Below are 21,452 nucleotides of genomic sequence, written 5' to 3'. Positions count from 1 at the left end.
CTCCTCGCGGCCGCATCCTTGCGCCGCCTTTTCATTTGACCGCTACGCCGCCTTGGTCTCACCCAATTGCAGCCAGAGATCGACGAGCGCCTTGAACTTCGCCGCCATGTCGGAGACTGCCTGCTCGTCGGTCATCCTGCCGGCGAGCCAGGCCTTGGCGGCGTCGGCGAAGATCGTCCGGCCGACGGCAAATCCCTTGACCGTCTTCGACGTTCTGGCGGCGGCGAATCCGTCCTTCAGCACCTCGTAGGGTGCTTCCAGGCCGAGGAGCACCACGCCCCGGCAAAGCGGATCGCGCGTCTCGATCACGGCGTCGATCGCAGCCCAGGCGGCGCGGCTCGCTTGCGGCTCGAGCTTCCACCAGTCCGGCTTCAGGCCGGCAGCATAGAGCTCCTCCAGCGCCCGCGGAATGGTCCGGTCGTCGAGTTTCCCGTGCTTGCCGGCGATGATCTCGATCAGGATCTCGCGCCCGACCTTGCGCGCCGCCTCGAAGGCCGAACGCAACTTTGCGACCTGAGCGGCCTTGAGTTCGACCGGATCGTCGGGATGGTAGAAGGAAAGCACCTTGATGCAATGGTCGACCGGCCAGTCGATAAGGCGGCTGCCGAGGTCCTGGCTGAATTCGAAGGTGAGCGGCCGCGAGCCCGGAAGCTCGATCGGCTTGCCGATCCAGAAGTCGCGATGGGCACCGGCGGCATAGAGCGCATCGCGGCCGTATTTGTCGTCGATCAGCATGCCGAAGCCGGAGCGGCCTTGAGCCACCTCTGCCGCCGCCGCGACGGCGAGCACCTTGAAGGCCGGGATGCGCGAGAGCAGTTCGGGATTTCCCTCGGCAATGTCCTCGAGCTGACTTCGATGGTCGACGGCGAGCGCCATCAGGAGCGGGATGTCGCGCCGGCGCGTCGTCGCCCAGTGCACGTGGTTGATCGCCTCGTCCTTGCGCAGCGCCTTCTCCTTGCTGCCGTGTTCGAGGAAATATTGCAGTTCGGTCCAGGTCGGGATTTCCGGCGCGCAGAGCAGGCGCGAAACCGCGAAGGCGCCGCAGGCGTTGGCCCAGGTGGCGGAAGTCGCGTGCGGCTCGCCGGTGAGCCAGCCGCGCAGAAAGCCCGACATGAAGGCGTCGCCGGCGCCGAGAACGTTATAGACCTCGATTGGAAAACCCTTGCCGACGATACCGTCTTCGAGATCGTCCGAGATCGGTCCATCATAGACGATGCAGCCCATCGGCCCGCGTTTGAGCACGATCGTGGCTTTGGAGAGCGAGCGGATGGTCTTGAGCGCCGCGAGGAGGTCGCTTTCGCCGGAGGCGATCAGCACCTCTTCCTCGGTGCCGACGATCAGGTCGCAATCGCCGAGCACGGTCTTCAGATGCGCCGAAACGCGGTCCGAGGCGATGTAGCGGCTCTCGCCCGCATCGTGGCCCGCAAGACCCCATAGATTAGGGCGGTAATCGATGTCGAAGACGATCCTGGCGCCGCTTTCCTTGGCGATCCTTATCGCCTTGCGCTGGGCGGCGTCCGCATTCGGCTTGGCGAAATGCGTGCCGGTGACGAGGACCGCGCGCGCGGAACGGATGAAATCCTCGGAAATATCGTCCTCACAAAGCGCGTTGTCGGCGCAATTGTCGCGATAGAAAAGGAGCGGGAAGGATTTGTCGTTCTCGACGGAGAGGATCGCAAGTGCGGTCAGCCGCTCCGGGTCGGTGACGATGCCGCGCGTCTCGACGCCTTCGCGCTGAAGCTGCTCGCGGATGAAGCGGCCCATCTGTTCGTCGCCGACGCGTGTCAGTAGCGCCGATTTCAGGCCGAGGCGCGCTGTGCCCACGGAAATGTTGCAGGGGCAGCCGCCGACCGATTTGGCGAAGCTCGCTACGTCCTCGAGCCGCGTGCCGATCTGCTGCCCGTAGAGGTCGACCGAAGCTCTGCCGATCGTGATGAGGTCGAGGGGCTTGGCACCCGCACCTGATGGAACTTGGGCCGATGGAATCTGGCTCACTGCTTCCTCCCCGCGGACGCCGGACCGGCGCCGACAAATATGCCTATGCCATGGGTGACGAGCATATGAAACATAAATTCCGTTGTTTCGTCAATATGGAATTTCCATTCTATATTGTCTCACTCGCCTTCGGCGAGGCGACGCCGTTTCTCGGCGATTGCGACGGTCAGCGCCATGGCGAAGGCCATGCTGGCGGAGAGCGAACGGAAGCCGGCATGATCGGCCTCGACCAGTTCGAACCAGACCCTGGAGGATTCGGCGAGCGGCGAGAAGGCGGAGTCGGTCAGCGAGACCACGGGTACCTTGCGGTTGGCGAGCAAGCGCGCCTGGCTGGCGCTTTCCGACGCGTAGGGCGAGAAGCTTACGGCGAAGGCGGCATCCTCCTTCGTGGCCATGGCCAGCATGTCCTCGTCGATCCCGGCGGCGGTCCCGACATGCTGGTACTTCACCTTCAGCTTGCCGAAAGCGTAGGCCATATAGCTGGAGATCGGATAGGAGCGCCGCTTGGCGATGAGGTAGATCGTGTTCGCCTTGGCGAGAATGCCGACGGCGCGCTCGAACGCCTCCGGATCGACCGAGGTCGCGATATTGTCGAGCGAGCGATGGGCGGCCGCGACGAAGCCGTTGAAGATCGATCCGCTTTCGAGCCTGCTGTGATCGTTCTGGCGCAGCGCCTTCAGCCGTTCCTCGTAGCCGGGCGTGCGCTCCCGCAGGCGTGCGCGAAAAATCTGCTGCAGGCTCGAAAAGCCTTCGAAGCCGAAGTGCTGGGCGAAACGCACGAGCGTGGAGGGCTGGACGTCGGCCGAAGTCGCAATGCTCGCCGCAGTCCCGAAGGCGATCTCGTCCGGATTGTCGAGCGAGTAGGCCGCCACCTGTTTCAGCCGCTTCGGCAGCTGCGCCTTGCGCTCGAGGATGACCGCCTTCAGCGTTTCGAAATCCTGCGGGACATCGGCAATCGTTTCAGGCGTGGGCATCGTTCGGGCCTCCGGGCTCGCTCTTGTCGTTTGCCTCAGTCTAATTGACTAACCATTGCGGGGATAGAACGGATGTTCCATTTTGGTTTCCTTATCCCAGGCGAAGTTCGCAGGCCCGCATCGCCTCAGCCTGCCCCTCATCCGGCCTGCCGGCCACCTTCTCCCCGCAGGCGGGGCGAAGGAAACGCGCGGCGCCACCTTCGCCACCATGACCGCCCGCGAACCATCGGGCATGTCCCTTCCCCCTGCTTGCGGGGAGAAGGTGGCCGGCAGGCCGGATGAGGGGCGTGCCCGCGCGACCAGATCGTGTCAGCCAATCTCCACCCACTCGTTCGTCCTTGCGGAGTGATAGGTCGCGGAGAGGACCTTCTGCACTTCGTAGCCCTCTCGGAAATCGGTCGAGGTTTTGCTGCCTTTGGCAATCGCTTCCAGGAACTCGTTGGCCTCGATCGCCTTCAGCTCGTTGAAGCCGATCTGGTGGCCCGGTGCCACGCAGAAGGCTCCGTAGGGCGGATGCTCCGGTCCCGCCCAGATCGTACGGAAGCCGCGGCTCCTGATGTCGTCGCCGGCGTAGTAGACCCTGATCTCGTTCAGGCGCTCCTGAGTGAAGACGATGCTTCCCTTGGAGCCGTAAATCTCGAAATCGTGCTGCATCTTGCGGCCGGTCGCGATCCAGCTCGCTTCGAAGCTTCCGCTCGCGCCGCTCTCGAAACGGACGAAGGCCCGCGTGACGTCGTCGACCTCGACCGTCCGGGTCGCTGTGGCGCCGCGCGCGACAGGGCGCTGCGGAATGTGGATGACGGTCTCTGCCAGCACGGACCGGATCGGCCCGACGAGATGGCGCATGCAGGCGATCATGTGGCTGCCGATGTCGGCGAGCGCACCGCCGCCGCTGCGCGGGTCCAGCCGCCAACCCCACGGAACGCTCTCATCCGCCATGAAATCTTCCGCGTGAATGCCGCGAAACGACCGTATTTCGCCGATCTCGCCGCTTTCGATGATGTCGCTCGCGAGAAAAATGAGCGGGTTCTTGAGATAGTTGAAGCCGACCTGGGTGACGACGCCGGCCTTTTCGGCAGCTGCGACCATCTCGGCGCAGTCTGCGACCGTCGGTGCCAGCGGCTTTTCGCAATAGACGTGCTTGCCGTGGGCAAACGCAGCGAGCGCCATCTCCTTGTGCAGGAGGTTCGGCGTGGCGATGTCGATGATGTCGATCTCGGGGTCGGTCAGAAGTTCGCGCCAGTCGGCGGTCGCCTTGCGGAAGCCGAGCCGTCCGCGGGCCGCCTCCGCGCCCTCCTGCGTCACGTCCGCGACGGACACGAGACCCAGCTCGAAGGGCAGGTCGAAGACTCGTGCCGCAATCGTGAAGCCAAGGGCATGCGCCTTGCCCATGAAACCCGTCCCGATCAGGCCAATGCCCAGCCTGCGCTTGCCGCTCATCTCGTTTCTCCCGGGCCAGGCCCTCGTCTGTGCTCGGCGAAATGAAATGAAATGCGCGGGAATTGTCAATATGGAATATTTGTTCGAAAATCTGGTCCGCGTGCCTGATGGAACAGAGCGTACCCGCTCGGCCCGCTATGCTTGGGGAAGAATGTGTTAACGCATTTTTACCATGTTGCGTTGAAACATCACTGGTGACGGTGGTGGACGAATCGCTTTCATATGGTGGGGCGAAATCGGAGTGATCGAGCATGTGCCGTTGGGCAGCCTATCGCGGAGAGCCGCTTTATCTCGAAGAACTCGTGACGTCGCCCAAGCATTCCCTGATCGAGCAATCCCATTGCGCCGTCAGGGCGAAAACGGCGACCAATGGCGACGGCTTCGGAATAGCGTGGTATGGCGACCGCCCGGAGCCGGGCCGCTACCGGGACATCCTGCCCGCCTGGTCCGACTGCAATCTCAAGAGCATTGCGAGGCAGATTCGCTCGCCGCTGTTCCTCGCCCATGTGCGCGCGGCCACCGGCGGCGGCACGCGCCGCGACAATTGCCATCCCTTCGTCTTCGGCCGCTGGTCCTTCATGCATAATGGACAGATCGGCGATTTCGAGCATTTGCGGCGGCCGATGGAGACCATGCTCGACAACGAGCTCTATTCGGCGCGCAGCGGCACGACGGATTCGGAGCTGCTTTTCCTGCTTGCCCTGCAGTTCGGTCTCGACCGTGATCCCCTCGGTGCCGTGGCCGAGGCGCTCGCCTTCGTCGAGCGGCTTGCCGAACGCCTGGGACGCCTGGCACTCGTGCGCTTCACGGCGGCCTTCTCCGACGGCCGCGATCTTTATGCGATCCGCTATGCTACGGATTGGAAAGCTCCCACGCTCTATGCAGGTCCGATGGGGTCGAGTGGCGGCTATTGCCTCGTCTCCGAGCCGCTCAACGACGACGACAGCGCCTGGGTGGAGGTTCCGGACGGATCCGCGATCATCGTCGGGGAAAACGGCGTCGACGTTCGCCTTTTCGGGACGGCCGATGTTGCAATGGCGCCCGCCTCCCGTCTGTTTTCAGGATGAAAGCTTCGCCACGATCAGCGCTGCGAGCTTCGCCGCGACATCGTCCTTGCCCATTTCCGGCCATTCCTCGGTGCCGTCGCGGCCGATAAGCTTCACGCGATTGCGGTCGCCGCCCATGATGCCGGTTGCGGGCGAAACGTCGTTGGCCAGAATGTAATCGGCGCCCTTCTTCTGGAGCTTGGCGCGGCCGTTCTCGGCGACGTTCTCGGTCTCGGCGGCAAAGCCGATCACGAGCTTCGGCCGCGATGCGTGGTGGCCGACGGTCTTCAGGATGTCGGGATTTTCGGCAAGCTGCAGCGGAGGAGGAGCCTCGCCCGGCCGCTTCTTGATCTTGTTGCCGGCTGTCGATGCGACGCGCCAGTCGGCAACTGCCGCCACCATGACGGCCACATCGGCCGGCAGCGCGGCCAACACCGCATCACGCATCTCCTCGGCGCGCTCGACCCGGACGACGCGGACGCCGGCGGGGTCCGCGATCGTCACCGGCCCGGAAACGAGCGTGACCTCGGCGCCGAGCCGTGCCAGTGCTGCGGCGATCGCGTGGCCCTGCTTCCCGGACGAGCGGTTGGCGATGTAGCGCACCGGATCGATCGGCTCGTGCGTCGGTCCGGATGTAACGATGGCCTTGCGCCCGGCGAGCGGCCTTGCCTCGCTGAACAATTCCGCGACCGCCGCGACGATCTCCAGAGGTTCGGCCATGCGGCCCTCCCCTGCCTCGCCGCTCTCGGCCATTTCGCCGGTGGCAGGCCCGACGAAGCGGACGCCGTCGCCGGCGAGCGTCGCGCGGTTGCGGAGCGTGGCAGGGTGCGACCACATCCTCGGGTTCATCGCCGGCGCGAGCAGCACCGGCCGGTCGGTCGCCAGGAGCACCGTCGAGGCGAGGTCGTCGGCGTGACCGTGCGCCATCTTTGCCATCAGGTCGGCCGTTGCCGGCGCCACGACCACGAGATCGCAATGCCGCGCCAGCCGGATGTGACCGACATCCTGCTCGTCCTCGCGCGAGAAAAGCTCCGTGAAAACGTGGGAGGCCGAGAGCGCGCCGACGGTCAGCGGCGTCACGAAACGCTGCGCCGCCGCCGTCATCACCGGGCGCACGTCGGCGCCGCGCTCGCGCAGGCGGCGGATCAGATCGAGGCTCTTATAGGCCGCGATGCCGCCGGAGATGATGAGAAGAATGCGCTTGCCCGACAGTGTCATTCCGCTTCGGCTTGAGCCGCTCCCGTCCGTTTCCGGCGACCCTACTCGACCGCCTTGCCGCGCGCAATTGCGCGCCTGATTTCGAGTGCAGGCCCGATTTCGAAGCTTGACTTTCCCGGTGTCACGTAACACATTGAGTTACATGAAACGCGATAGCCGACTTTCCATTAGCCTGCATGCGCTCCTCCACATGGCGGAGCGTGAAACCATCACCTCGGAGGAGCTGGCAGCCTGCCTCTCCACCAATCCCGTCGTGGTCCGACGAACCATGGCGGGTTTACGGGAAGCGGGTCTCGTCCGCTCCGAAAGGGGGCATGGGGGAGGCTGGTCGCTCGTGCGCGATCTCGCAACGATCAGCCTTGCGGACGTGCATGCCGCGCTCGGTGAACCGGCCGTATTTGCAATCGGCAACCGAACCGAGGCTCCCGGCTGCGTGGTGGAGCAGGCGGTCAATGCCGCGATGGACGGGGCGCTCCGGGATGCCGAGGCGCTTCTCATGCAGCGATTGGAACGAATAAGCCTGGCGGATCTTTCAAACGATTTCCAGCGACGAATCGCCATTCGTCGCCAGCAGATGAAGGAGCAGAACCATGGCGGTTGATGTGATGCCGGTAGATGTGGCGATCGTGGGTGGAAGCTATGCGGGGCTGTCGGCGGCACTCCAATTGGCCAGAGCCAGACGCTCCGTTGTCGTCGTCGATGCGGGCGCGCGCAGGAACCGCTTTGCCGAATCGTCGCATGGGTTCCTCAGCCGGGACGGCGAGGCGCCGGCGGCGATCGCGGCGCACGGCCGCGAACAGTTGCTGGCCTATCCCAATGTGCGTTTCGTCGAAGGAACGGCCGATACGGCGGGCCGCGACGGCGCCAATCTGGTCGTCTCGGTGCAGGGCGAAAATATCGCTGCGCAGCGGCTGATCCTGGCAACGGGCGTGGTCGATGAATTGCCGTCGATACCGGGACTTCAGGAACGCTGGGGCCGCGCCGTCTTTCACTGCCCCTATTGCCATGGCTATGAGCTCGGGCAGGGCCGCATCGGCGTTCTCGCAACCGGTGAGCACAGTTTTCACCAGGCCATGATGCTGCCGGACTGGGGGCCGACCATCCTGTTCGCCAATGAAGCGTTCGAGCCCGATGCCGCTCAGGCCGCCATGCTGGAAGCGCGCGGTGTGGAGATCGAAAGGGAGAGGGTCGTCGCCGTTGACGGCGCGAAGGCGAGCGTGGTTCTGGATGGCGGCCGGGCCGTTGCTCTCGAAGGCCTGTTCGTCGCGTCGCGCACCCGCATGGCGAGCGATCTGCCTGCAGCGCTCGGCTGCGAATTCGAGGACGGACCGCTCGGACCCTATATCCGGACGAACGAGGCAAAGGAGACGAGCGTCGAGGGCATCTATGCCTGCGGCGATGCCGCGCGGGGCGCGGGCTCGGTCTCGCATGCGGTCGGCGATGGCGTCACGGCAGCCGTGGCCGCGCATAAGTCACTGATTTTCGACGTGCATTAGATCACGATGTTTTTAGGTCGGGTCGACCTGAAAACATGAATGTGATCGATTCCAAAAAGTTAGAGCGGGATGCGGGCGGAAAACCGCACACACTTTTCCTATCCCCCTCTAAGCCTTCATTCCGCCGCTTGATGAGCGCCGCCGGCGAGGAGGAGGCGCTCGATCTGCCGGAACCCTCGCCTTTTTGCATGGGCGAGGGGCGTAACGCCGTCGCCGTCTGCCAGATCGACATCGGCACCGGCCTCGATCAGCAGCCTGACGATCTCCGTATGGTTGTCGCCTCCGTTGCCGAGGATGATCGCCTCGAGAAGCGCCGTCCAGCCGAGGCGGTTTACATGATCGACGGCAACGCCGGCATCGATCAGCGTCTTCACGGTTTCGACATGGCCGCGCTCGGCGGCGGGAATGAGGGCGGTGCCGCCGTAGCGGTTGGTGCTCTCCAGATCGGCGCCATGCGCGAGCGTCATCTTCAGTATTTCGAGATGGCCGCGCGCGCCGGCATAGAGATAAGGGCTGTCCTGGATGCGGTCCCTGGCGTTGACGTCGGCGCCGGCCGCGATGAGGACCCTTGCGGCCTCGATATTGTTCTCATGAGTGGCGATGAGCAGGGCTGTCGCGCCTGTTTCGTCGCGCGCATCCACCGGTGCGCCGCGGTCTACGAGAGCGCTGATTTCGGCGGCCTTGCCCAGCCGGGCGGCCGTGAGGAGTTCTTCATCCAGCATGGCGGCCCTCACGATCCCTGTTAGGCTGAAAAGAATGACGAGAGCGGTGACGGCGCAGCGCCGCAGGCCTCGTGCCGCCGGTCTCTGAAGCGGGATGAGCATGGTCAGAGCATCGAACGGCTGAGCCCGCCGTCGACAGGCAGCGCAATCCCGGTGATGTAGGCGGCCTGCCGGCTTGCGAGAAAGGCTGCGGCAGCACCGAACTCGGCCGGCGTCCCGTAGCGCCCGACCGGAATTTCCGACTGGCTGCGCGCTGCAACGGTTTCGACGCTGACGCCTTCGGCCTCTGCATCCATGCGATCGAAGCCCAGGGTCCGGTCCGTCGCGAGCCTGCCGGGCAGGAGCATGTTGACGGTCACGCCGTCGGCTGCCACCTCGCTGGCGAGCGTCTTCATCCAGCCGGCAAGCGCGCTGCGCAGCGCATTGGACGCCGTCAGGCCGGGGATCGGCTCGCGGATGCTGGTGGAGGCGACGGCGACGATGCGGCCGAACCGGCGCTCCCGCATGGACGGCAGCAGGCGGTGGGCGATGCGCATGCCGGAAAGCACCATCGCCTCGAACTGAGCCCGCCAGAAGCCGGGATCGATGTCGGCAGCATTCGTCGGCGGCGGACCGCCACCGTTCAGCACCAGAATATCGACCTGTCCGAATGCGGAGGAGAGCCGATCGAGGAAGGGGTCGAGGATTTCAGGCTTTGCAAGGTCGAGCGAAAAGCCGGCAGCGTCCGGGCCGATTTCCGCTGCGGCCTTGGCTGCGGTTTCTTCGTTCCGGCCGGTCAGCGCGACCGCAACGCCTTCCGCCGCGAGCGCTTCGGCGATACCGCGCCCGAGCCCCTTGCTGCCGCCGAGAACGAGCGCCCTTTTTCCGCTAATGCCGAGATCCATATTCCTTCCTCCTGCTTTGATCGTTGGCGCCTCTTGGCTGCCGGGCACTTCTCTCCGGCAGGCTGGCAAGGAGGCCCGCCGCTCCGCTCACGCAAGCTGCCAGGCGATGTAGACGAGCGCCGCCGCGATAACCCATAGCGCGATACGGCCCGAGCGCGTATGGCGCGCCTCGGCCCTGCCGATCGCTTCCGCGGTCTCCGGATCGAAGCGCAGGCCGTTCTCGCTCATCGCCATGATTTCCCCGGAGAAGCGTTCCGTCCGCGCCGCAATCTCGGGCAGCGCTTCGGCAACCCGGAGCGCCGCATGAATGCCGTCGCGCAGATCGGCGACGATGCGTTTCGGCCCGAGATTGTCCCTTATCCACTTGCCGACCACCGGTTCGGACGCCTTCCACATGTTGAAGCGCGGGTTGAGCGTGCGGGCGACGCCCTCGACGACGACCATCGTCTTCTGCAGCATCACCAGTTCGGGACGCGTCTGCATGTCGAAAAGTTCGGTGACCTCGAACAGCAGCGTCAGCAGTTTCGCCATCGAGATCGTCTCGGCCGGCTGGCCGTGGATCGGCTCGCCGATGGCGCGGATCGCCTGGGCGAAGCTTGCGGCGTCGTGGTGCGAGGGAACGTAGCCGGCCTCGAAATGCACGTCCGCGACGCGCTGATAGTCGCGCATGATGAAGCCGTAGAGGATCTCGGCCAGGAAGCGGCGTTCCTTCCGGCCGAGACGGCCGACGATGCCCATGTCGACGGCGACGATATGGCCTGCCTCGTCGACGAACAGGTTGCCCTGGTGCATGTCCGCATGGAAGAAGCCGTCCCGGAGCGTGTGGCGCAGAAAGGACTGGATCAGCGTTTCGGCCAGGCGGTTCAGGTCATGGCCGGCCCGTTTCAGCCCTTCGATGTCCGACATCTTGATGCCGTCGATCCATTCCATCGTCACGACGTCGCGGCCGGTGCGCTCCCAATCGACCCTGGGCACGCGAAACCCGGAATCCTCCCTGGTGTTCTCGCCAAGTTCGGAAAGCGCCGCGGCCTCGAGCCTCAGGTCCATTTCGACCTTGGTCGTCTGCTCCAGCGTCTTCGTCACTTCGACCGGCCTCAGGCGGCGCGTATAGGGCAGGAATCGCTCCTGCATGCGCGAGACCAGATACATGGCCTCGATGTCGGCCACGAAGCGCTGGCGCACGCCCGGGCGGATGACCTTGACGGCCACCCTTTCGCGCGTGCCGTCGCGCATGACCACGGCGGGATGGACCTGGGCGATCGATGCGGCTGCGATCGGTTCGGAGAATTCGAGGAAGAGCTCACCGACGGAGCGCCCGAGAGACGCCTCTATCGCCGCCCTGGATGCGCTCTCAGGAAAGGTGGCCATGCGGTCCTGGAGCAGCGACAGGTCGGCGGCAAGTTCGGCGCCGACCACGTCCGGGCGCGTCGCCAGAAACTGGCCGATCTTGACATAGGAAGGGCCGAGCCGTTCCACCGCCCGGGCGAGGCGGCCGCTGCGCGCACCGAGCCGGGCCTCGCGGCTGGCAAGCAGGCCGGCGAGCTTCTGGACGAAGCGTGCGAGCGGGGGCAGGTGTTCGGAGGGGACCGCCGCAAACGCATTCTCGCGCGCAAGGACCCAGCCGATCCGTATGAGACGGAAATATGCTCCGGGAGTGCTCATGCGCTCAGATTTTCCAGCCGGAATGCAGCGCTGCGATGCCGCCGGTATAATTGGTGAAGGAGACGCGCGCGAAGCCGGCATCGCGGATCATGGCGGCGAAATCACGCTGGTTCGGAAACTTGCGGATCGATTCCACCAGATACTGGTAGGGCGCATCGTCGCCGGTGATGAGCTTTCCGAATTTCGGAATCGCATTGAAGGACCAGGCATCGTAAAAGCGGTCGAGCAGCGGCATTTCCACTTCGGAGAATTCGAGCACGAGCAGCCGGCCGCCGCGCTTCAGCACGCGGTAGGCCTCCTTGAGCGCGACCTCTATGCGCGGCACGTTGCGGATGCCGAAGGCGATCGTGTAGGCGTCGAAGGAATTCGCCGCGAAGGGCAGGTCTTCGGCATTGGCCTCGACGAAGTCGAGATTGGCTTCGATCCCCTTCTTGCGGGCGCGCTCGGCGCCGACCGAGAGCATCGAGCCGTTGATGTCGAGCACGGTCGCATGGGCCTTGCGCCCGGAGCGCTCGACGATGCGGAAGGCGATGTCACCGGTGCCGCCGGCGACGTCGAGAACCCGATAGTCCTCGCGGCCCGGCGGGTTGAGCGCCGCGATCATCGCATCCTTCCAGACTCGGTGCAGCCCGGCCGACATCACGTCGTTCATGATGTCGTAGCGTTTGGCGACCTTGTGGAAGACGTCGTTGACGAGCGGCTGCTTCTCGCCCGTGCCGACTTCGCGGAAACCGAAAGAGGTCTCCATTCCGCCCCTCGCCGATACGCGCTCATCCGCCATACGAAACTCCACTTCAACGAATTTTGCCGGCACCATAGCGAAATCGCTCCGTGCACGCTATCTGAGCGAGAGGCGACCGGCTGCCGCATGGAGCGGGATATAGGCTATCGGCGGCGTCATGGGAATGGCGTGCCGCTCACGCGGGCGGGTGCGATGAATAAAGGATGAAGGAACACGGCCGATGCCGGAATTGCCCGAGGTGGAAACGGTCAAGCGCGGACTGGCGCCGACGATGGAGGGTGCGCTTCTGGTGCGGGCGGAGTTGCGCCGGCCGGATTTGCGCTTTCCGTTCCCCGAGAATTTCGCGAACGCGGTCGCGGGCCGCCGGATCATCGCCCTCTCGCGGCGCGCCAAATATCTGATGATCGAGCTCGAGGGCGGCGACGTCATCATCGCCCATCTCGGCATGTCCGGGTCGTTCCGGATCGAGAAAGGCCCGATAGAGGCTGGTGCGGATCCGGCCACGCCCGGCGCTTTCCACCACCCGCGCGGCAAGGACGAGAAGCACGATCATGTCGTCTTCCATCTCGATGGCGGCTCCGGGCCGGCACGGGTGATCTATAACGATCCGCGCCGCTTCGGTTTCATGGATCTGGCACGGCGCTCTGCGCTCGCCGATCACGTCTTCCTCCGCGGCCTCGGCGAGGAGCCGACCGGCAACGCCCTCGATGCCGCCTATCTCGCCGCCCGTTTCGCCGGCAAGATTCAGCCGCTGAAAGCCGCTCTTCTCGACCAGAGGACGATCGCGGGGCTCGGAAATATCTATGTTTGCGAGGCGCTGTGGCGCTCGGGCCTCTCGCCGAAAAGGGCGGCAGGCACGCTCGTCGACAAGCGGGGCCGGCCGAAACAGGCGCTGATCGCGCTGACGGAAAGGATCCGCGCCGTGATTGCCGATGCGATCGCCGCCGGCGGCTCCTCGCTCAAGGATCACATTCAGGCGGACGGCAGTCTCGGCTATTTCCAGCACAGCTTCTCCGTCTATGACAGGGAAGGCGAGGCTTGCCGCACGCCCGGCTGCCACGGTACGGTCGCCCGCATAGTACAGGCGGGACGTTCGACTTTTTACTGTCCGCACTGCCAGAAATAGGGCGGCATGGCACATTCCGCTCTTCAATCTTCCGACAACGCGTGAAGGAGACGGGAATGAGTTACGAGACGCTGCTGGTCGAAACGCAGGGCCGCGTGGGCCTGATCACGCTCAACCGGCCGCAGGCGCTCAATGCGCTGAATGCGGTGCTGATGCGCGAGCTCGATGCCGCGCTGAAGGCCTTCGACGCCGACAGGGCCGTCGGCGCCATCGTCCTTGCCGGCTCCGAGAGGGCCTTTGCCGCCGGCGCCGACATCAAGGAGATGCAGGGGCTCGATTTCGTCGACGGTTACCTCGCCGATTTCCTTGGCGGCTGGGAGCATGTCGCGAACGCCCGCAAACCGATGATCGCCGCCGTATCCGGTTTCGCGCTCGGCGGTGGCTGCGAGCTCGCCATGATGTGCGACTTCATCATCGCCTCCGAAACGGCGAAGTTCGGCCAGCCGGAGATTACGCTTGGCGTCATTCCCGGCATGGGTGGATCGCAGCGCCTGACCCGCGCAGTCGGCAAGGCGAAGGCCATGGACCTCATTCTCACCGGCCGCATGATGGACGCGGCGGAGGCGGAGCGCTCCGGGCTCGTTTCGCGCGTGGTGGCTCCGGACAGGCTCCTGGAGGAGGCGCTCGGCGCCGCGGAGAAGATCGCGTCATTCTCGCTGCCGGCGGCGATGATGGCCAAGGAGGCCGTCAGCCGCTCTCTGGAGCTGTCGCTCGCCGAGGGGCTGCGCTTCGAGCGGCGGCTCTTCCAGTCGCTTTTCGCAACGGAGGACCAGAAAGAGGGCATGGCCGCCTTCGTCGCCAAGCGCAAAGCCGAATTCAAACACAGATGAGCCATGGACAGGACTCGGTTTTCTCAAATTGCGCGTTGACGTGCGGGCGGTTTCCCTTTATACGCCGCCCTCAGTTTGGAACGCCCTCGTTCGAGGCTTTCCGATAATACTCCCGAATTGCTTGTATGACAGGTCGCAGTGACCCGGCACGGCGAGGCGGAGTCCATGTCAGTTTTCGAAGAGAGGCATCAATGGCCAATACAACTTCGGCGAAAAAGGCGACCCGCAAGATCGCACGCCGTACCGCAGTGAACAAGGCCCGTCGTTCGCGCATCCGCAGCTTCGTCCGCAAGGTCGAAGAGGCGATCGCTTCCGGCGATCAGGCACTCGCAGCCGCCGCCCTGAAGGCGGCACAGCCGGAGCTGATGCGCGCCGCCACGAAGGGCGTAATGCATTCCAACACGGCATCGCGTAAGGTCTCGCGCCTGGCGCAGCGCGTGAAGAGCCTTTCGGCCTAACCCGGCTAAGAAAAAAGCTGTTGATGAAGTGCCCGGCGTTTTCGCCGGGCTTTTCCGATTCGTGCCGCCGCCAACGGCCTGCGCGATTGACCTTGCCACGCTCGTGTCAATCCCGTGACAAAAAAATTGCAAGCTTTTCAGTGACTTATGAGAGGTTGCGGCAAAAATGTGGTCTGGCGGGGCGGGCGGATTGAGTCCGAAGTGAGTCAAGCCATTTTTTATTTTTTTTCTTTTTCGCCAGCTAAGCAAGAACGCAAAAAACAAAACCCTTGATTCAACAGGGATTCTCGCCGGACTCGGGGAGCGGGATGCAAAACCCGGCACGAGAGTCAACTGTCGACGCTTACGGGCGGGTAAAAAACGCGATTGATCTTGCCGGGCGATCCTGCCTAAATGCCTTCCACAGGGGACACAGATTACATCTGTACGAGGAAGTTTAAGGGTCATTCCAATCGGGGTGACTTTGGGCTTTCCGTCGCCTGTGGCGGGGTTAATTCCACGTCGATCAATCAAACAAGTCGAGACGATAAAACCGGGCGAGCCTTCGCACCGGAGCGAGGACGTTTCGTCTTGTGGTTGCCGGCAGGGCTTAGCCTTGTGAATGCGTTGGAGCAGGAAGAAGGAGGCTCGGGCTGTCCGCTACGTACGAGGGTGCGGTCAGCCGGCAACGAGGAAAAGCGGTTCCGGTCGGCTTGAAAAGAGCCGTGCAGAATCGGTAAGGCGAAGTGCGAGGGGACATTTGCTTGAGGCGAAGGCAAGCGAATGAGCGCAGCGTGCCGTGACGGGATATGAGGAGCCCGGTTCGGTGCGTATCAGAGCGTCCGGCTGACGCGGCATGGCTTTTGAGCGGCCGTGGCGGGCGGGCATAAAAGATGAGGCCGCCAGAAATGACGGCATCGGAATAATGAAATTGGAAGGCGGCAAGATGCGGATGAATTTGGCGACGGCACCTGGAGGTTTTCAGGCCGGAAGCAATCAGTCTCAGGCGGCGGGGGAAAAACACGACATGCGGCATGACGCACTGTTTGAGCGGGTAAGTGCGCGCTTGAAAGCCCAGGTCGGTCCGGATGTCTTCGCAAGTTGGTTTGGACGCCTCAAGCTCCATTCAGTGTCGAAAAGCGTCGTGCGCCTCTCGGTCCCGACGACTTTTCTGAAGTCCTGGATCAATAATCGCTATCTCGATCTGATCACCACGCTCGTCCAGCAGGAGGACAGCGAGATACTGAAGGTGGAGATCCTCGTGCGCACCGCGACCCGCGGTCATCGCCCGACGGCTCCTGAAGAGAGCGTTGCCGCGGCTGCCGAAGCGGCGGTCGTCTCTCCCTCCCGCCGTTCGGCGGCCCCCACCGTGGCAATTGCCGCCGCTGCGGTTGCGGCAGCTCCGGCGAGACCCGTCCAGGCGCCGCTTTTCGGCTCGCCGCTCGATCAGCGCTACGGTTTCGATAGTTTCGTAGAGGGCTCGTCGAACCGGGTCGCGCTCGCGGCAGCGCGTACGATTGCCGAGGCCGGCGCCGGCGCCGTGCGCTTCAATCCGCTTTTCATCCATTCGAGCGTTGGTCTCGGCAAGACGCATCTTCTGCAGGCGATCGCTCTCGCGGCCCTCCAGAGTGCGCGCGCGCCACGCGTCGTCTATCTGACGGCCGAATATTTCATGTGGCGTTTCGCAACGGCGATCCGCGACAATGACGCGCTGTCGCTGAAGGAATCGCTTCGCAACATCGACCTTCTCATTATCGACGACATGCAGTTCCTGCAGGGCAAGTCGATCCAGCACGAGTTCTGCCATCTGTTGAACATGCTGCTCGACTCCGCCAAGCAGGTGGTCGTCGCCGCGGACCGTGCACCCTGGGAGCTGGAATCGCTCGACAGCCGCGTTCGCTCGCGCCTGCAAGGCGGCGTGGCGATCGAGATGGAAGGGCCGGACTACGAGATGCGCCTCGAAATGCTGAAGCGTCGTCTCGAAGCGGCGCGCCAGGACGATGCCTCGCTCGAGATTCCGCTCGAGATACTGAGCCATGTCGCCCGCAACGTGACAGCCAGCGGCCGCGAACTCGAGGGCGCCTTCAATCAGCTTCTCTTCCGCCGCTCCTTCGAGCCGCAGCTTTCGATCGAGCGGGTCGACGAACTGCTCGGCCATCTCGTCAATGCCGGGGAACCGCGCCGCGTCCGCATCGAAGATATCCAGCGCGTCGTCGCCAAGCATTACAATGTCTCGCGTCAGGAGCTGGTCTCCAACCGCCGCACCCGCGTCATCGTCAAGCCGCGCCAGATCGCCATGTATCTGTCGAAGACACTGACCCCGCGCTCCTTCCCCGAGATCGGCCGCCGCTTCGGCGGGCGCGACCACACGACCGTGCTCCATGCTGTGCGCAAGATCGAGGAACTGATTTCTGCCGACACCAAGCTCAGCCACGAGATCGAGCTTTTGAAGCGACTGATCAACGAATAGAGGCAGGAAAGCCCGAAGTTACGAAAGCCCGGTCCGCCGGGCTTTTTTGTTGAGCGTTTTTTTCGCCCCGCTTGTCGGCTATCAATAGCGCCATTCGTCTTCAGACCAGAGCGGAGATTTTCAATGCTTTACGCCGTGCTTTGCTACAACGATGAAAGCGTCACCAGTGCCTGGAGCAAGGAGGAGGACGAGAGGGTCATGCGTGATCTGAGCGCCGTCCAACGCAAATATGTCGAAGCGGGCAAGCTGGGGCCCGTCGCGCGCCTGGTGCCGACGACGGCGGCGGCGACGCTGCGCCACAGCGCCGGCGAGACGATCGTCATGGACGGCCCCTTCGCCGAGACCAAGGAACAGTTGCTCGGCTTCTATCTGATCGATTGCGCCTCGCTGGATGAGGCGCTCGACTTCGCGCGCGATCTGAGTAACGCCAATCCGAGCACGGGCTCCTACGAGGTCCGGCCGCTCGCGCTTTATAAACCCGGTGAGCTGCCCTCATGACCGACACAGGCTGGATCGATCTTGCTCTTGTTTCCGCGCGGCCGCAGGCAATGGGTGCGCTGCTGCGTTACTTTCGCAATCTCGATCTGGCGGAGGAGGCGTTCCAGGAGGCCTGTATCCGGGCGCTGAAAAACTGGCCCCGCACCGGTCCGCCGCGCGATCCCGCCGCCTGGCTCATCTTCGTCGGCCGCAACAGCGGCATCGACAAGGTGCGGCGGCAGTCGCGCGAGACGGCACTGCCGCCGGAGGAACTGCTCTCCGATCTCGACGACCGGGAGAGTGAACTCGCCGATCGCCTCGACGGGGCGCATTACCGCGACGACATCCTGCGGCTGCTCTTCGTCTGCAGCAACCCGGCGCTTCCGGCAACCCAGCAGATCGCGCTTGCACTGCGCATCGTATCGGGGCTCTCCGTCAGGCAGATCGCCCGTGCTTTTCTCGTCAGCGAAGCGGCGATGGAGCAGCGCATCACCCGCGCCAAGGCCCGCGTCGCAGCCGCCGGCATCCCGTTCGAGACACCCGATGCCGTCGATCGCGCCGAGCGGCTCGCTGCGGTCGCGACGATGATCTACCTTGTCTTCAACGAGGGCTATTCGGCGATGAACGGCCCCGAGGGCGTCTCCGCCGATCTTTGCGACGAGGCGATCCGCCTGTCGCGCCTGCTGCTGCGGCTGTTTCCCGCCGAGCCGGAAATGATGGGGCTGACGGCGCTTCTGCTGCTCCAGCATTCGCGCGCCCGTGCGCGCTTCGATGCCAATGGTGCCGTCGTCCTGCTCGAAGATCAGGATCGGCGGCTCTGGAGCCGGCCGATGATCACCGAGGCGCTGGCGATGATCGACAAAGCAATGCGCCATCGCCGCCCCGGTCCCTACCAGATACAGGCAGCAATCGCGGCCCTGCATGCTCGCGCCGAACGTCCGGAGCAGACGGATTGGGAGGAGATCGACCTCCTCTACCAGGCGCTCGAGCGCCTGCAGCCCTCGCCGGTCGTCACGCTCAATCGCGCGGTCGCGGTCTCGAAACGCGAGGGGCCGGAGGCTGCACTGGCGATGGTGGAGCCCCTTGGGGAGAGGCTTTCCGGCTACTTCTACTATCACGGCCTGCGCGGCGGCCTTTTGAAGCAGCTCGGCCGGGCATGCGAGGCGCGCATCGCCTTCGACCGGGCGATCGCACTGGCCACCAACGCGTCCGAAGCGGCCTATATCCGCATGCAGCTCGATCACCTCGCGGCCGAGCCGGCGACGGTCGCGGAAGAAGAAAAGCGATAAATTTTTTCTGGCCCCTGTCGGCAGGCGGCATCCTCCTTCGTCCTTGGAATGAACCAACATGGAGGAATCCGAAGATGACTGCAGCGACCGACACCAATTCCGGCGGCGAACGCGAACTGGTTCTGACCCGGCTGATCGATGCCCCGCGCGAGAAGGTCTACCGGGCCTTCACGGAAGCCGAGCTTCTGAAGCAGTGGTTCGCCCCTCTGCCGTGGACGATCACGGAAGCGGAGCTCGACGTCAGGGCGGGCGGCACCAACCGCTTTGTCATGCGCTCGCCCGAGGGCGAACTCTATCCTAATCAGGGCGTCTATCTGGAAGTCGTGCCGAACGAGAAGATCGTCGTCACCGATGCCTTTACGGAAGCCTGGAAGCCGTCCGAGAAGCCGTTCATGACGGCGGTCATGACCTTCGAGAACGAGGGCGGCAAGACCCGCTATACGGCCCGCGCGCTCCATTGGAGCGTCGAGGACCGCGATGCCCATGAGAAGATGGGCTTCCACGAGGGCTGGGGCCAATGCGCCGATCAGCTTGCGACGCTCGTTGCGAAACTCTGAGAGGAGGACCGGGTCATGACCATTACCGAGAGCAGGAATGCGGCCGTTGCGGAGATCGAGGAGGTAATCGGGGACTGGGCGGAGGCGCTGCGCCGGAAGGATGCCGCCCGCGTCCTCGCCCACGGCACGGAAGATTGCCTCGTCTTTTCGCTGGCGCCCCCCCTCAAGGCTTCCGACGCAGATGCCGGCGGCCTTGAGCAGTGGTTTTCCACGTGGAAAGGGCCGCTCGGCTTCACCCTCGAGGAGCTCGACGTTTCGGTGAGCGGCGACGTCGCCTTCGCCACTGCGCTGACGCATCTTTCCGGCGAGAAGCACGATGGCCAGAAGGCGGCGCTCTGGTATCGCCTGACCTTGGGCCTGACACGCACCGACAGGGGATGGAAAATCGCCCATCAGCACGAATCCGTCCCCTTCTACATGGACGGAAGCTTCAAGGCGGCGATCGATCTCGATCCCCGGTCCGAGGTCGACTGGCAAGCGCCGTCGCGCCCGCCCATGCCCGGCGTCATCGCCTATCTCAACGTGGAGGATGCAGATGCGGCGGCGGCCTTCTATGTCCGCGCTTTCGGCGCCAAGGAGGAGGACCGCAAACATGCCCAGGATGGAAAGCGCCTCATCCACTGCCACCTGACGATCAATGGCGGCGCATTGATGCTGAACGATCCTTTCCCGGAATTCGGCCATCCCTGGAAGCCGCCGGAGGGCTTCGTGCTGCACCTCGTCGTCGATGACGCTGATTTCTGGTGGAATCGGGCGGTGGAGGCCGGCGCAGAGGTGACGATGCAGCTGGAGATCGCATTCTGGGGCGACCATTACGGCCAGCTCCGGGATCCCTTTGGAGTTACCTGGGGGATCGTTGCACCGGTGAAGGAAGGCGGCTGAGCCGCTCGGCCCGCGATCAGCAGGCGAGGTCGGCCACCACGGCGTCGAGGATCAGCATTCCGGCGGGCGTGCAGCGCAGCCGCGAATTGCCGATCCGTTCGATGAAACCATGCTCGATCAGGAATTCTTCCCGGGCCGGATCCGGATCGCGGCCCGAGAGGGTCTGCCAGCGGGCGAGATCGACGCCTTCGCGCAGCCTCAACCCCATCAGCAAAAGCTCATCGGCCTGCGCCTCGAAATCGAGCAGTTCCCGCTCGACCAGGCCTTCGCCGCACTCTTCGACGCGTTGCAGCCATGCCTCCGGGTTGCGCTCGGTTGCGGTCGCGATCTTGCCTGATCCGATCGCCAGCCGCCCGTGGGCGCCGGGGCCGATGCCCGCATAGTCGCCGTAGCGCCAATAGGTGAGGTTGTGCCGGCTCTCGGCCCCCGGCCGGGCATGATTGGAGACCTCATAGGCCGGCATGCCGATATCAGCGGTGATCTCCTGCGTGGCCTCGTAGAGAACCGCCGACTGCTCGCCATCCGGAACGACGAGTTTCCCTGCCTTGTGCAGGCCGTAGAAGGGCGTCCCTTCCTCGATGGTAAGCTGGTAGAGCGACAGATGATCGACGGCGTAGGAAACCGCCTCCTTCAGCTCCCGCTCCCATTCCTCGACCGTCTGGTTCGGCCGCGCATAGATAAGGTCGAAGGACATGCGCGGAAAGATCTCGCGCGCGAGCCGTATCGCCTTCAGCGCATTCTCGACATCGTGCAGCCGCCCGAGAAATTTGAGGTCACGGTCGTTGAGAGCCTGTACGCCGAGCGAGACGCGGTTGACGCCGGCCGCCCGATAGCCGCGGAAGCGCGTTGCCTCGACGCTGGACGGGTTCGCCTCCATGGTGATCTCGATGCCATCAGGCACGTGCCAATGCCGGGCAATGCCGTCGAGGATCGCCTCCACCGTCCGAGGGTCCATCAGCGACGGGGTACCCCCGCCCATGAAAATGCTGGTGACGGTTCTCGGACCGGAAAGCGCGCGCACCGCGGCCATTTCCTTCAGGAATGCGGCGACGAAGCGAGGCTGATCCACCGGCTGATGGCGCACATGGCTATTGAAGTCGCAATAGGGGCATTTCGCCGCGCAGAAGGGCCAGTGCACATAGACCCCGAAACCGGGGTCCATGCCGTCACCGATCGCTGAAAGCGGGGCTATCTGCATTGTCTTC

The 21,452-nt window shown here is 64.2% G+C and carries 20 protein-coding genes; 11 read left to right on the top strand and 9 right to left on the bottom strand.

The window, feature by feature from the left end; translation table 11 throughout:
* Nucleotides 1-42: 42 nt before the first annotated feature.
* The 3 genes from M1D43_RS11730 to M1D43_RS11720 all read right to left on the bottom strand — a co-directional run bounded on the left by M1D43_RS11730 (nucleotide 43) and on the right by M1D43_RS11720 (nucleotide 4,409).
* A complete protein-coding gene (locus M1D43_RS11730; RefSeq protein ID WP_318853516.1) occupies nucleotides 43-1,995 on the bottom strand; it encodes a bifunctional 5-dehydro-2-deoxygluconokinase/5-dehydro-2-deoxyphosphogluconate aldolase in 1,953 nt (650 codons plus the stop codon).
* A gap of 119 nt (nucleotides 1,996-2,114) precedes the next feature.
* On the bottom strand, nucleotides 2,115-2,969 hold the full coding sequence (locus tag M1D43_RS11725; protein ID WP_003527785.1) for a MurR/RpiR family transcriptional regulator: 855 nt from the start codon (nucleotides 2,967-2,969) through the stop codon (nucleotides 2,115-2,117).
* 309 nt (nucleotides 2,970-3,278) lie between these two features.
* Nucleotides 3,279-4,409, bottom strand: a complete 1,131-nt coding sequence (locus tag M1D43_RS11720; protein ID WP_153313580.1) for a Gfo/Idh/MocA family protein — start codon at nucleotides 4,407-4,409, stop codon at nucleotides 3,279-3,281.
* 251 nt (nucleotides 4,410-4,660) lie between these two features.
* Between M1D43_RS11720 and M1D43_RS11715 the strand changes: the two genes are divergently transcribed.
* Complete coding sequence (locus M1D43_RS11715; RefSeq protein ID WP_088197356.1) at nucleotides 4,661-5,476, top strand: class II glutamine amidotransferase; 816 nt, start codon at nucleotides 4,661-4,663, stop codon at nucleotides 5,474-5,476.
* Here the strand turns inward: M1D43_RS11715 and coaBC are convergent.
* On the bottom strand, nucleotides 5,468-6,673 hold the full coding sequence (gene coaBC / locus M1D43_RS11710; protein WP_153313581.1) for a bifunctional phosphopantothenoylcysteine decarboxylase/phosphopantothenate--cysteine ligase CoaBC: 1,206 nt from the start codon (nucleotides 6,671-6,673) through the stop codon (nucleotides 5,468-5,470). The two genes, M1D43_RS11715 and coaBC, sit on opposite strands and share 9 nt — an antisense overlap.
* A gap of 142 nt (nucleotides 6,674-6,815) precedes the next feature.
* Here coaBC and M1D43_RS11705 point away from each other — a divergent pair, with 142 nt between their 5' ends.
* Both M1D43_RS11705 and M1D43_RS11700 read left to right on the top strand, forming a co-directional pair.
* The gene (locus tag M1D43_RS11705; RefSeq protein WP_153313582.1) at nucleotides 6,816-7,274 is read left to right on the top strand and encodes an Rrf2 family transcriptional regulator; all 459 of its coding nucleotides are present in this window, start codon (nucleotides 6,816-6,818) and stop codon (nucleotides 7,272-7,274) included.
* Entirely contained in the window at nucleotides 7,264-8,169 is a 906-nt protein-coding gene (locus M1D43_RS11700) for an NAD(P)/FAD-dependent oxidoreductase (protein WP_153313583.1), read from the top strand. Before M1D43_RS11705 ends, M1D43_RS11700 begins: the two co-directional genes overlap by 11 nt.
* Nucleotides 8,170-8,285: 116 nt before the next feature.
* On the opposite strand, the gene M1D43_RS11695 is transcribed toward M1D43_RS11700, so the two are convergent.
* From M1D43_RS11695 to ubiE, 4 genes are all read right to left on the bottom strand, one after another.
* Entirely contained in the window at nucleotides 8,286-8,891 is a 606-nt protein-coding gene (locus M1D43_RS11695) for an ankyrin repeat domain-containing protein (protein WP_027989524.1), read from the bottom strand.
* 104 nt (nucleotides 8,892-8,995) lie between these two features.
* Nucleotides 8,996-9,775 carry an SDR family oxidoreductase gene (locus tag M1D43_RS11690; RefSeq protein ID WP_153313584.1) on the bottom strand — a complete coding sequence of 260 codons (780 nt, stop codon included), beginning with the start codon at nucleotides 9,773-9,775 and terminating at the stop codon, nucleotides 8,996-8,998.
* 87 nt (nucleotides 9,776-9,862) lie between these two features.
* Complete coding sequence (gene ubiB / locus M1D43_RS11685) at nucleotides 9,863-11,437, bottom strand: 2-polyprenylphenol 6-hydroxylase (protein WP_027989522.1); 1,575 nt, start codon at nucleotides 11,435-11,437, stop codon at nucleotides 9,863-9,865.
* Between the two features lie 4 nt (nucleotides 11,438-11,441).
* Nucleotides 11,442-12,218, bottom strand: coding sequence for a bifunctional demethylmenaquinone methyltransferase/2-methoxy-6-polyprenyl-1,4-benzoquinol methylase UbiE (ubiE, locus tag M1D43_RS11680; protein WP_003527766.1), 777 nt, complete (start codon nucleotides 12,216-12,218; stop codon nucleotides 11,442-11,444).
* 181 nt (nucleotides 12,219-12,399) lie between these two features.
* Between ubiE and mutM the strand changes: the two genes are divergently transcribed.
* From mutM to M1D43_RS11640, 8 genes are all read left to right on the top strand, one after another.
* On the top strand, nucleotides 12,400-13,305 hold the full coding sequence (gene mutM / locus M1D43_RS11675) for a bifunctional DNA-formamidopyrimidine glycosylase/DNA-(apurinic or apyrimidinic site) lyase (protein WP_153313585.1): 906 nt from the start codon (nucleotides 12,400-12,402) through the stop codon (nucleotides 13,303-13,305).
* A gap of 56 nt (nucleotides 13,306-13,361) precedes the next feature.
* Nucleotides 13,362-14,135: an enoyl-CoA hydratase gene (locus M1D43_RS11670; protein ID WP_153313586.1), complete on the top strand. Its 774-nt coding sequence runs from the start codon at nucleotides 13,362-13,364 to the stop codon at nucleotides 14,133-14,135.
* A gap of 191 nt (nucleotides 14,136-14,326) precedes the next feature.
* Nucleotides 14,327-14,593 (top strand): 30S ribosomal protein S20, encoded by a 267-nt coding sequence (gene rpsT, locus M1D43_RS11665; RefSeq protein WP_003527759.1) that lies wholly within the window; start codon nucleotides 14,327-14,329, stop codon nucleotides 14,591-14,593.
* An 835-nt stretch (nucleotides 14,594-15,428) separates the two neighbouring features.
* Entirely contained in the window at nucleotides 15,429-17,042 is a 1,614-nt protein-coding gene (gene dnaA / locus M1D43_RS11660) for a chromosomal replication initiator protein DnaA (protein WP_027989520.1), read from the top strand.
* A 123-nt stretch (nucleotides 17,043-17,165) separates the two neighbouring features.
* Nucleotides 17,166-17,540 carry a YciI family protein gene (locus M1D43_RS11655; RefSeq protein WP_003527752.1) on the top strand — a complete coding sequence of 125 codons (375 nt, stop codon included), beginning with the start codon at nucleotides 17,166-17,168 and terminating at the stop codon, nucleotides 17,538-17,540.
* Entirely contained in the window at nucleotides 17,537-18,808 is a 1,272-nt protein-coding gene (locus M1D43_RS11650; protein ID WP_153313587.1) for an RNA polymerase sigma factor, read from the top strand. Before M1D43_RS11655 ends, M1D43_RS11650 begins: the two co-directional genes overlap by 4 nt.
* Nucleotides 18,809-18,882: 74 nt before the next feature.
* Nucleotides 18,883-19,365 (top strand): SRPBCC family protein, encoded by a 483-nt coding sequence (locus tag M1D43_RS11645; protein ID WP_010968535.1) that lies wholly within the window; start codon nucleotides 18,883-18,885, stop codon nucleotides 19,363-19,365.
* Between the two features lie 15 nt (nucleotides 19,366-19,380).
* A complete protein-coding gene (locus M1D43_RS11640) occupies nucleotides 19,381-20,247 on the top strand; it encodes a nuclear transport factor 2 family protein (RefSeq protein WP_153313588.1) in 867 nt (288 codons plus the stop codon).
* 16 nt (nucleotides 20,248-20,263) lie between these two features.
* On the opposite strand, the gene hemW is transcribed toward M1D43_RS11640, so the two are convergent.
* Nucleotides 20,264-21,445 carry a radical SAM family heme chaperone HemW gene (gene hemW / locus M1D43_RS11635; RefSeq protein ID WP_003527738.1) on the bottom strand — a complete coding sequence of 394 codons (1,182 nt, stop codon included), beginning with the start codon at nucleotides 21,443-21,445 and terminating at the stop codon, nucleotides 20,264-20,266.
* Between the last annotated feature and the right edge of the window lie 7 nt (nucleotides 21,446-21,452).

Source organism: Ensifer sp. R1-3 (assembly GCF_056739175.1).
Note: the sequence above shows the minus strand (reverse complement) of the source record. Positions and strands in the feature narration are given on the sequence as shown.

Bases quoted from the DNA above. Each gene is read 5' to 3' on its own strand.
- M1D43_RS11725 (WP_003527785.1), bottom strand. From the start codon at position 2,969: ATGCCCACGCCTGAAACGATTGCCGATGTCCCGCAGGATTTCGAAACG.
- M1D43_RS11720 (WP_153313580.1), bottom strand. From the start codon at position 4,409: ATGAGCGGCAAGCGCAGGCTGGGCATTGGCCTGATCGGGACGGGTTTC.
- M1D43_RS11715 (WP_088197356.1), top strand. From the start codon at position 4,661: ATGTGCCGTTGGGCAGCCTATCGCGGAGAGCCGCTTTATCTCGAAGAA.
- coaBC (WP_153313581.1), bottom strand. From the start codon at position 6,673: ATGACACTGTCGGGCAAGCGCATTCTTCTCATCATCTCCGGCGGCATC.
- M1D43_RS11705 (WP_153313582.1), top strand. From the start codon at position 6,816: ATGAAACGCGATAGCCGACTTTCCATTAGCCTGCATGCGCTCCTCCAC.
- M1D43_RS11700 (WP_153313583.1), top strand. From the start codon at position 7,264: ATGGCGGTTGATGTGATGCCGGTAGATGTGGCGATCGTGGGTGGAAGC.
- M1D43_RS11695 (WP_027989524.1), bottom strand. From the start codon at position 8,891: ATGCTGGATGAAGAACTCCTCACGGCCGCCCGGCTGGGCAAGGCCGCC.
- M1D43_RS11690 (WP_153313584.1), bottom strand. From the start codon at position 9,775: ATGGATCTCGGCATTAGCGGAAAAAGGGCGCTCGTTCTCGGCGGCAGC.
- ubiB (WP_027989522.1), bottom strand. From the start codon at position 11,437: ATGAGCACTCCCGGAGCATATTTCCGTCTCATACGGATCGGCTGGGTC.
- ubiE (WP_003527766.1), bottom strand. From the start codon at position 12,218: ATGGCGGATGAGCGCGTATCGGCGAGGGGCGGAATGGAGACCTCTTTC.
- mutM (WP_153313585.1), top strand. From the start codon at position 12,400: ATGCCGGAATTGCCCGAGGTGGAAACGGTCAAGCGCGGACTGGCGCCG.
- M1D43_RS11670 (WP_153313586.1), top strand. From the start codon at position 13,362: ATGAGTTACGAGACGCTGCTGGTCGAAACGCAGGGCCGCGTGGGCCTG.
- rpsT (WP_003527759.1), top strand. From the start codon at position 14,327: ATGGCCAATACAACTTCGGCGAAAAAGGCGACCCGCAAGATCGCACGC.
- dnaA (WP_027989520.1), top strand. From the start codon at position 15,429: ATGGCTTTTGAGCGGCCGTGGCGGGCGGGCATAAAAGATGAGGCCGCC.
- M1D43_RS11655 (WP_003527752.1), top strand. From the start codon at position 17,166: ATGCTTTACGCCGTGCTTTGCTACAACGATGAAAGCGTCACCAGTGCC.
- M1D43_RS11650 (WP_153313587.1), top strand. From the start codon at position 17,537: ATGACCGACACAGGCTGGATCGATCTTGCTCTTGTTTCCGCGCGGCCG.
- M1D43_RS11645 (WP_010968535.1), top strand. From the start codon at position 18,883: ATGACTGCAGCGACCGACACCAATTCCGGCGGCGAACGCGAACTGGTT.
- M1D43_RS11640 (WP_153313588.1), top strand. From the start codon at position 19,381: ATGACCATTACCGAGAGCAGGAATGCGGCCGTTGCGGAGATCGAGGAG.
- hemW (WP_003527738.1), bottom strand. From the start codon at position 21,445: ATGCAGATAGCCCCGCTTTCAGCGATCGGTGACGGCATGGACCCCGGT.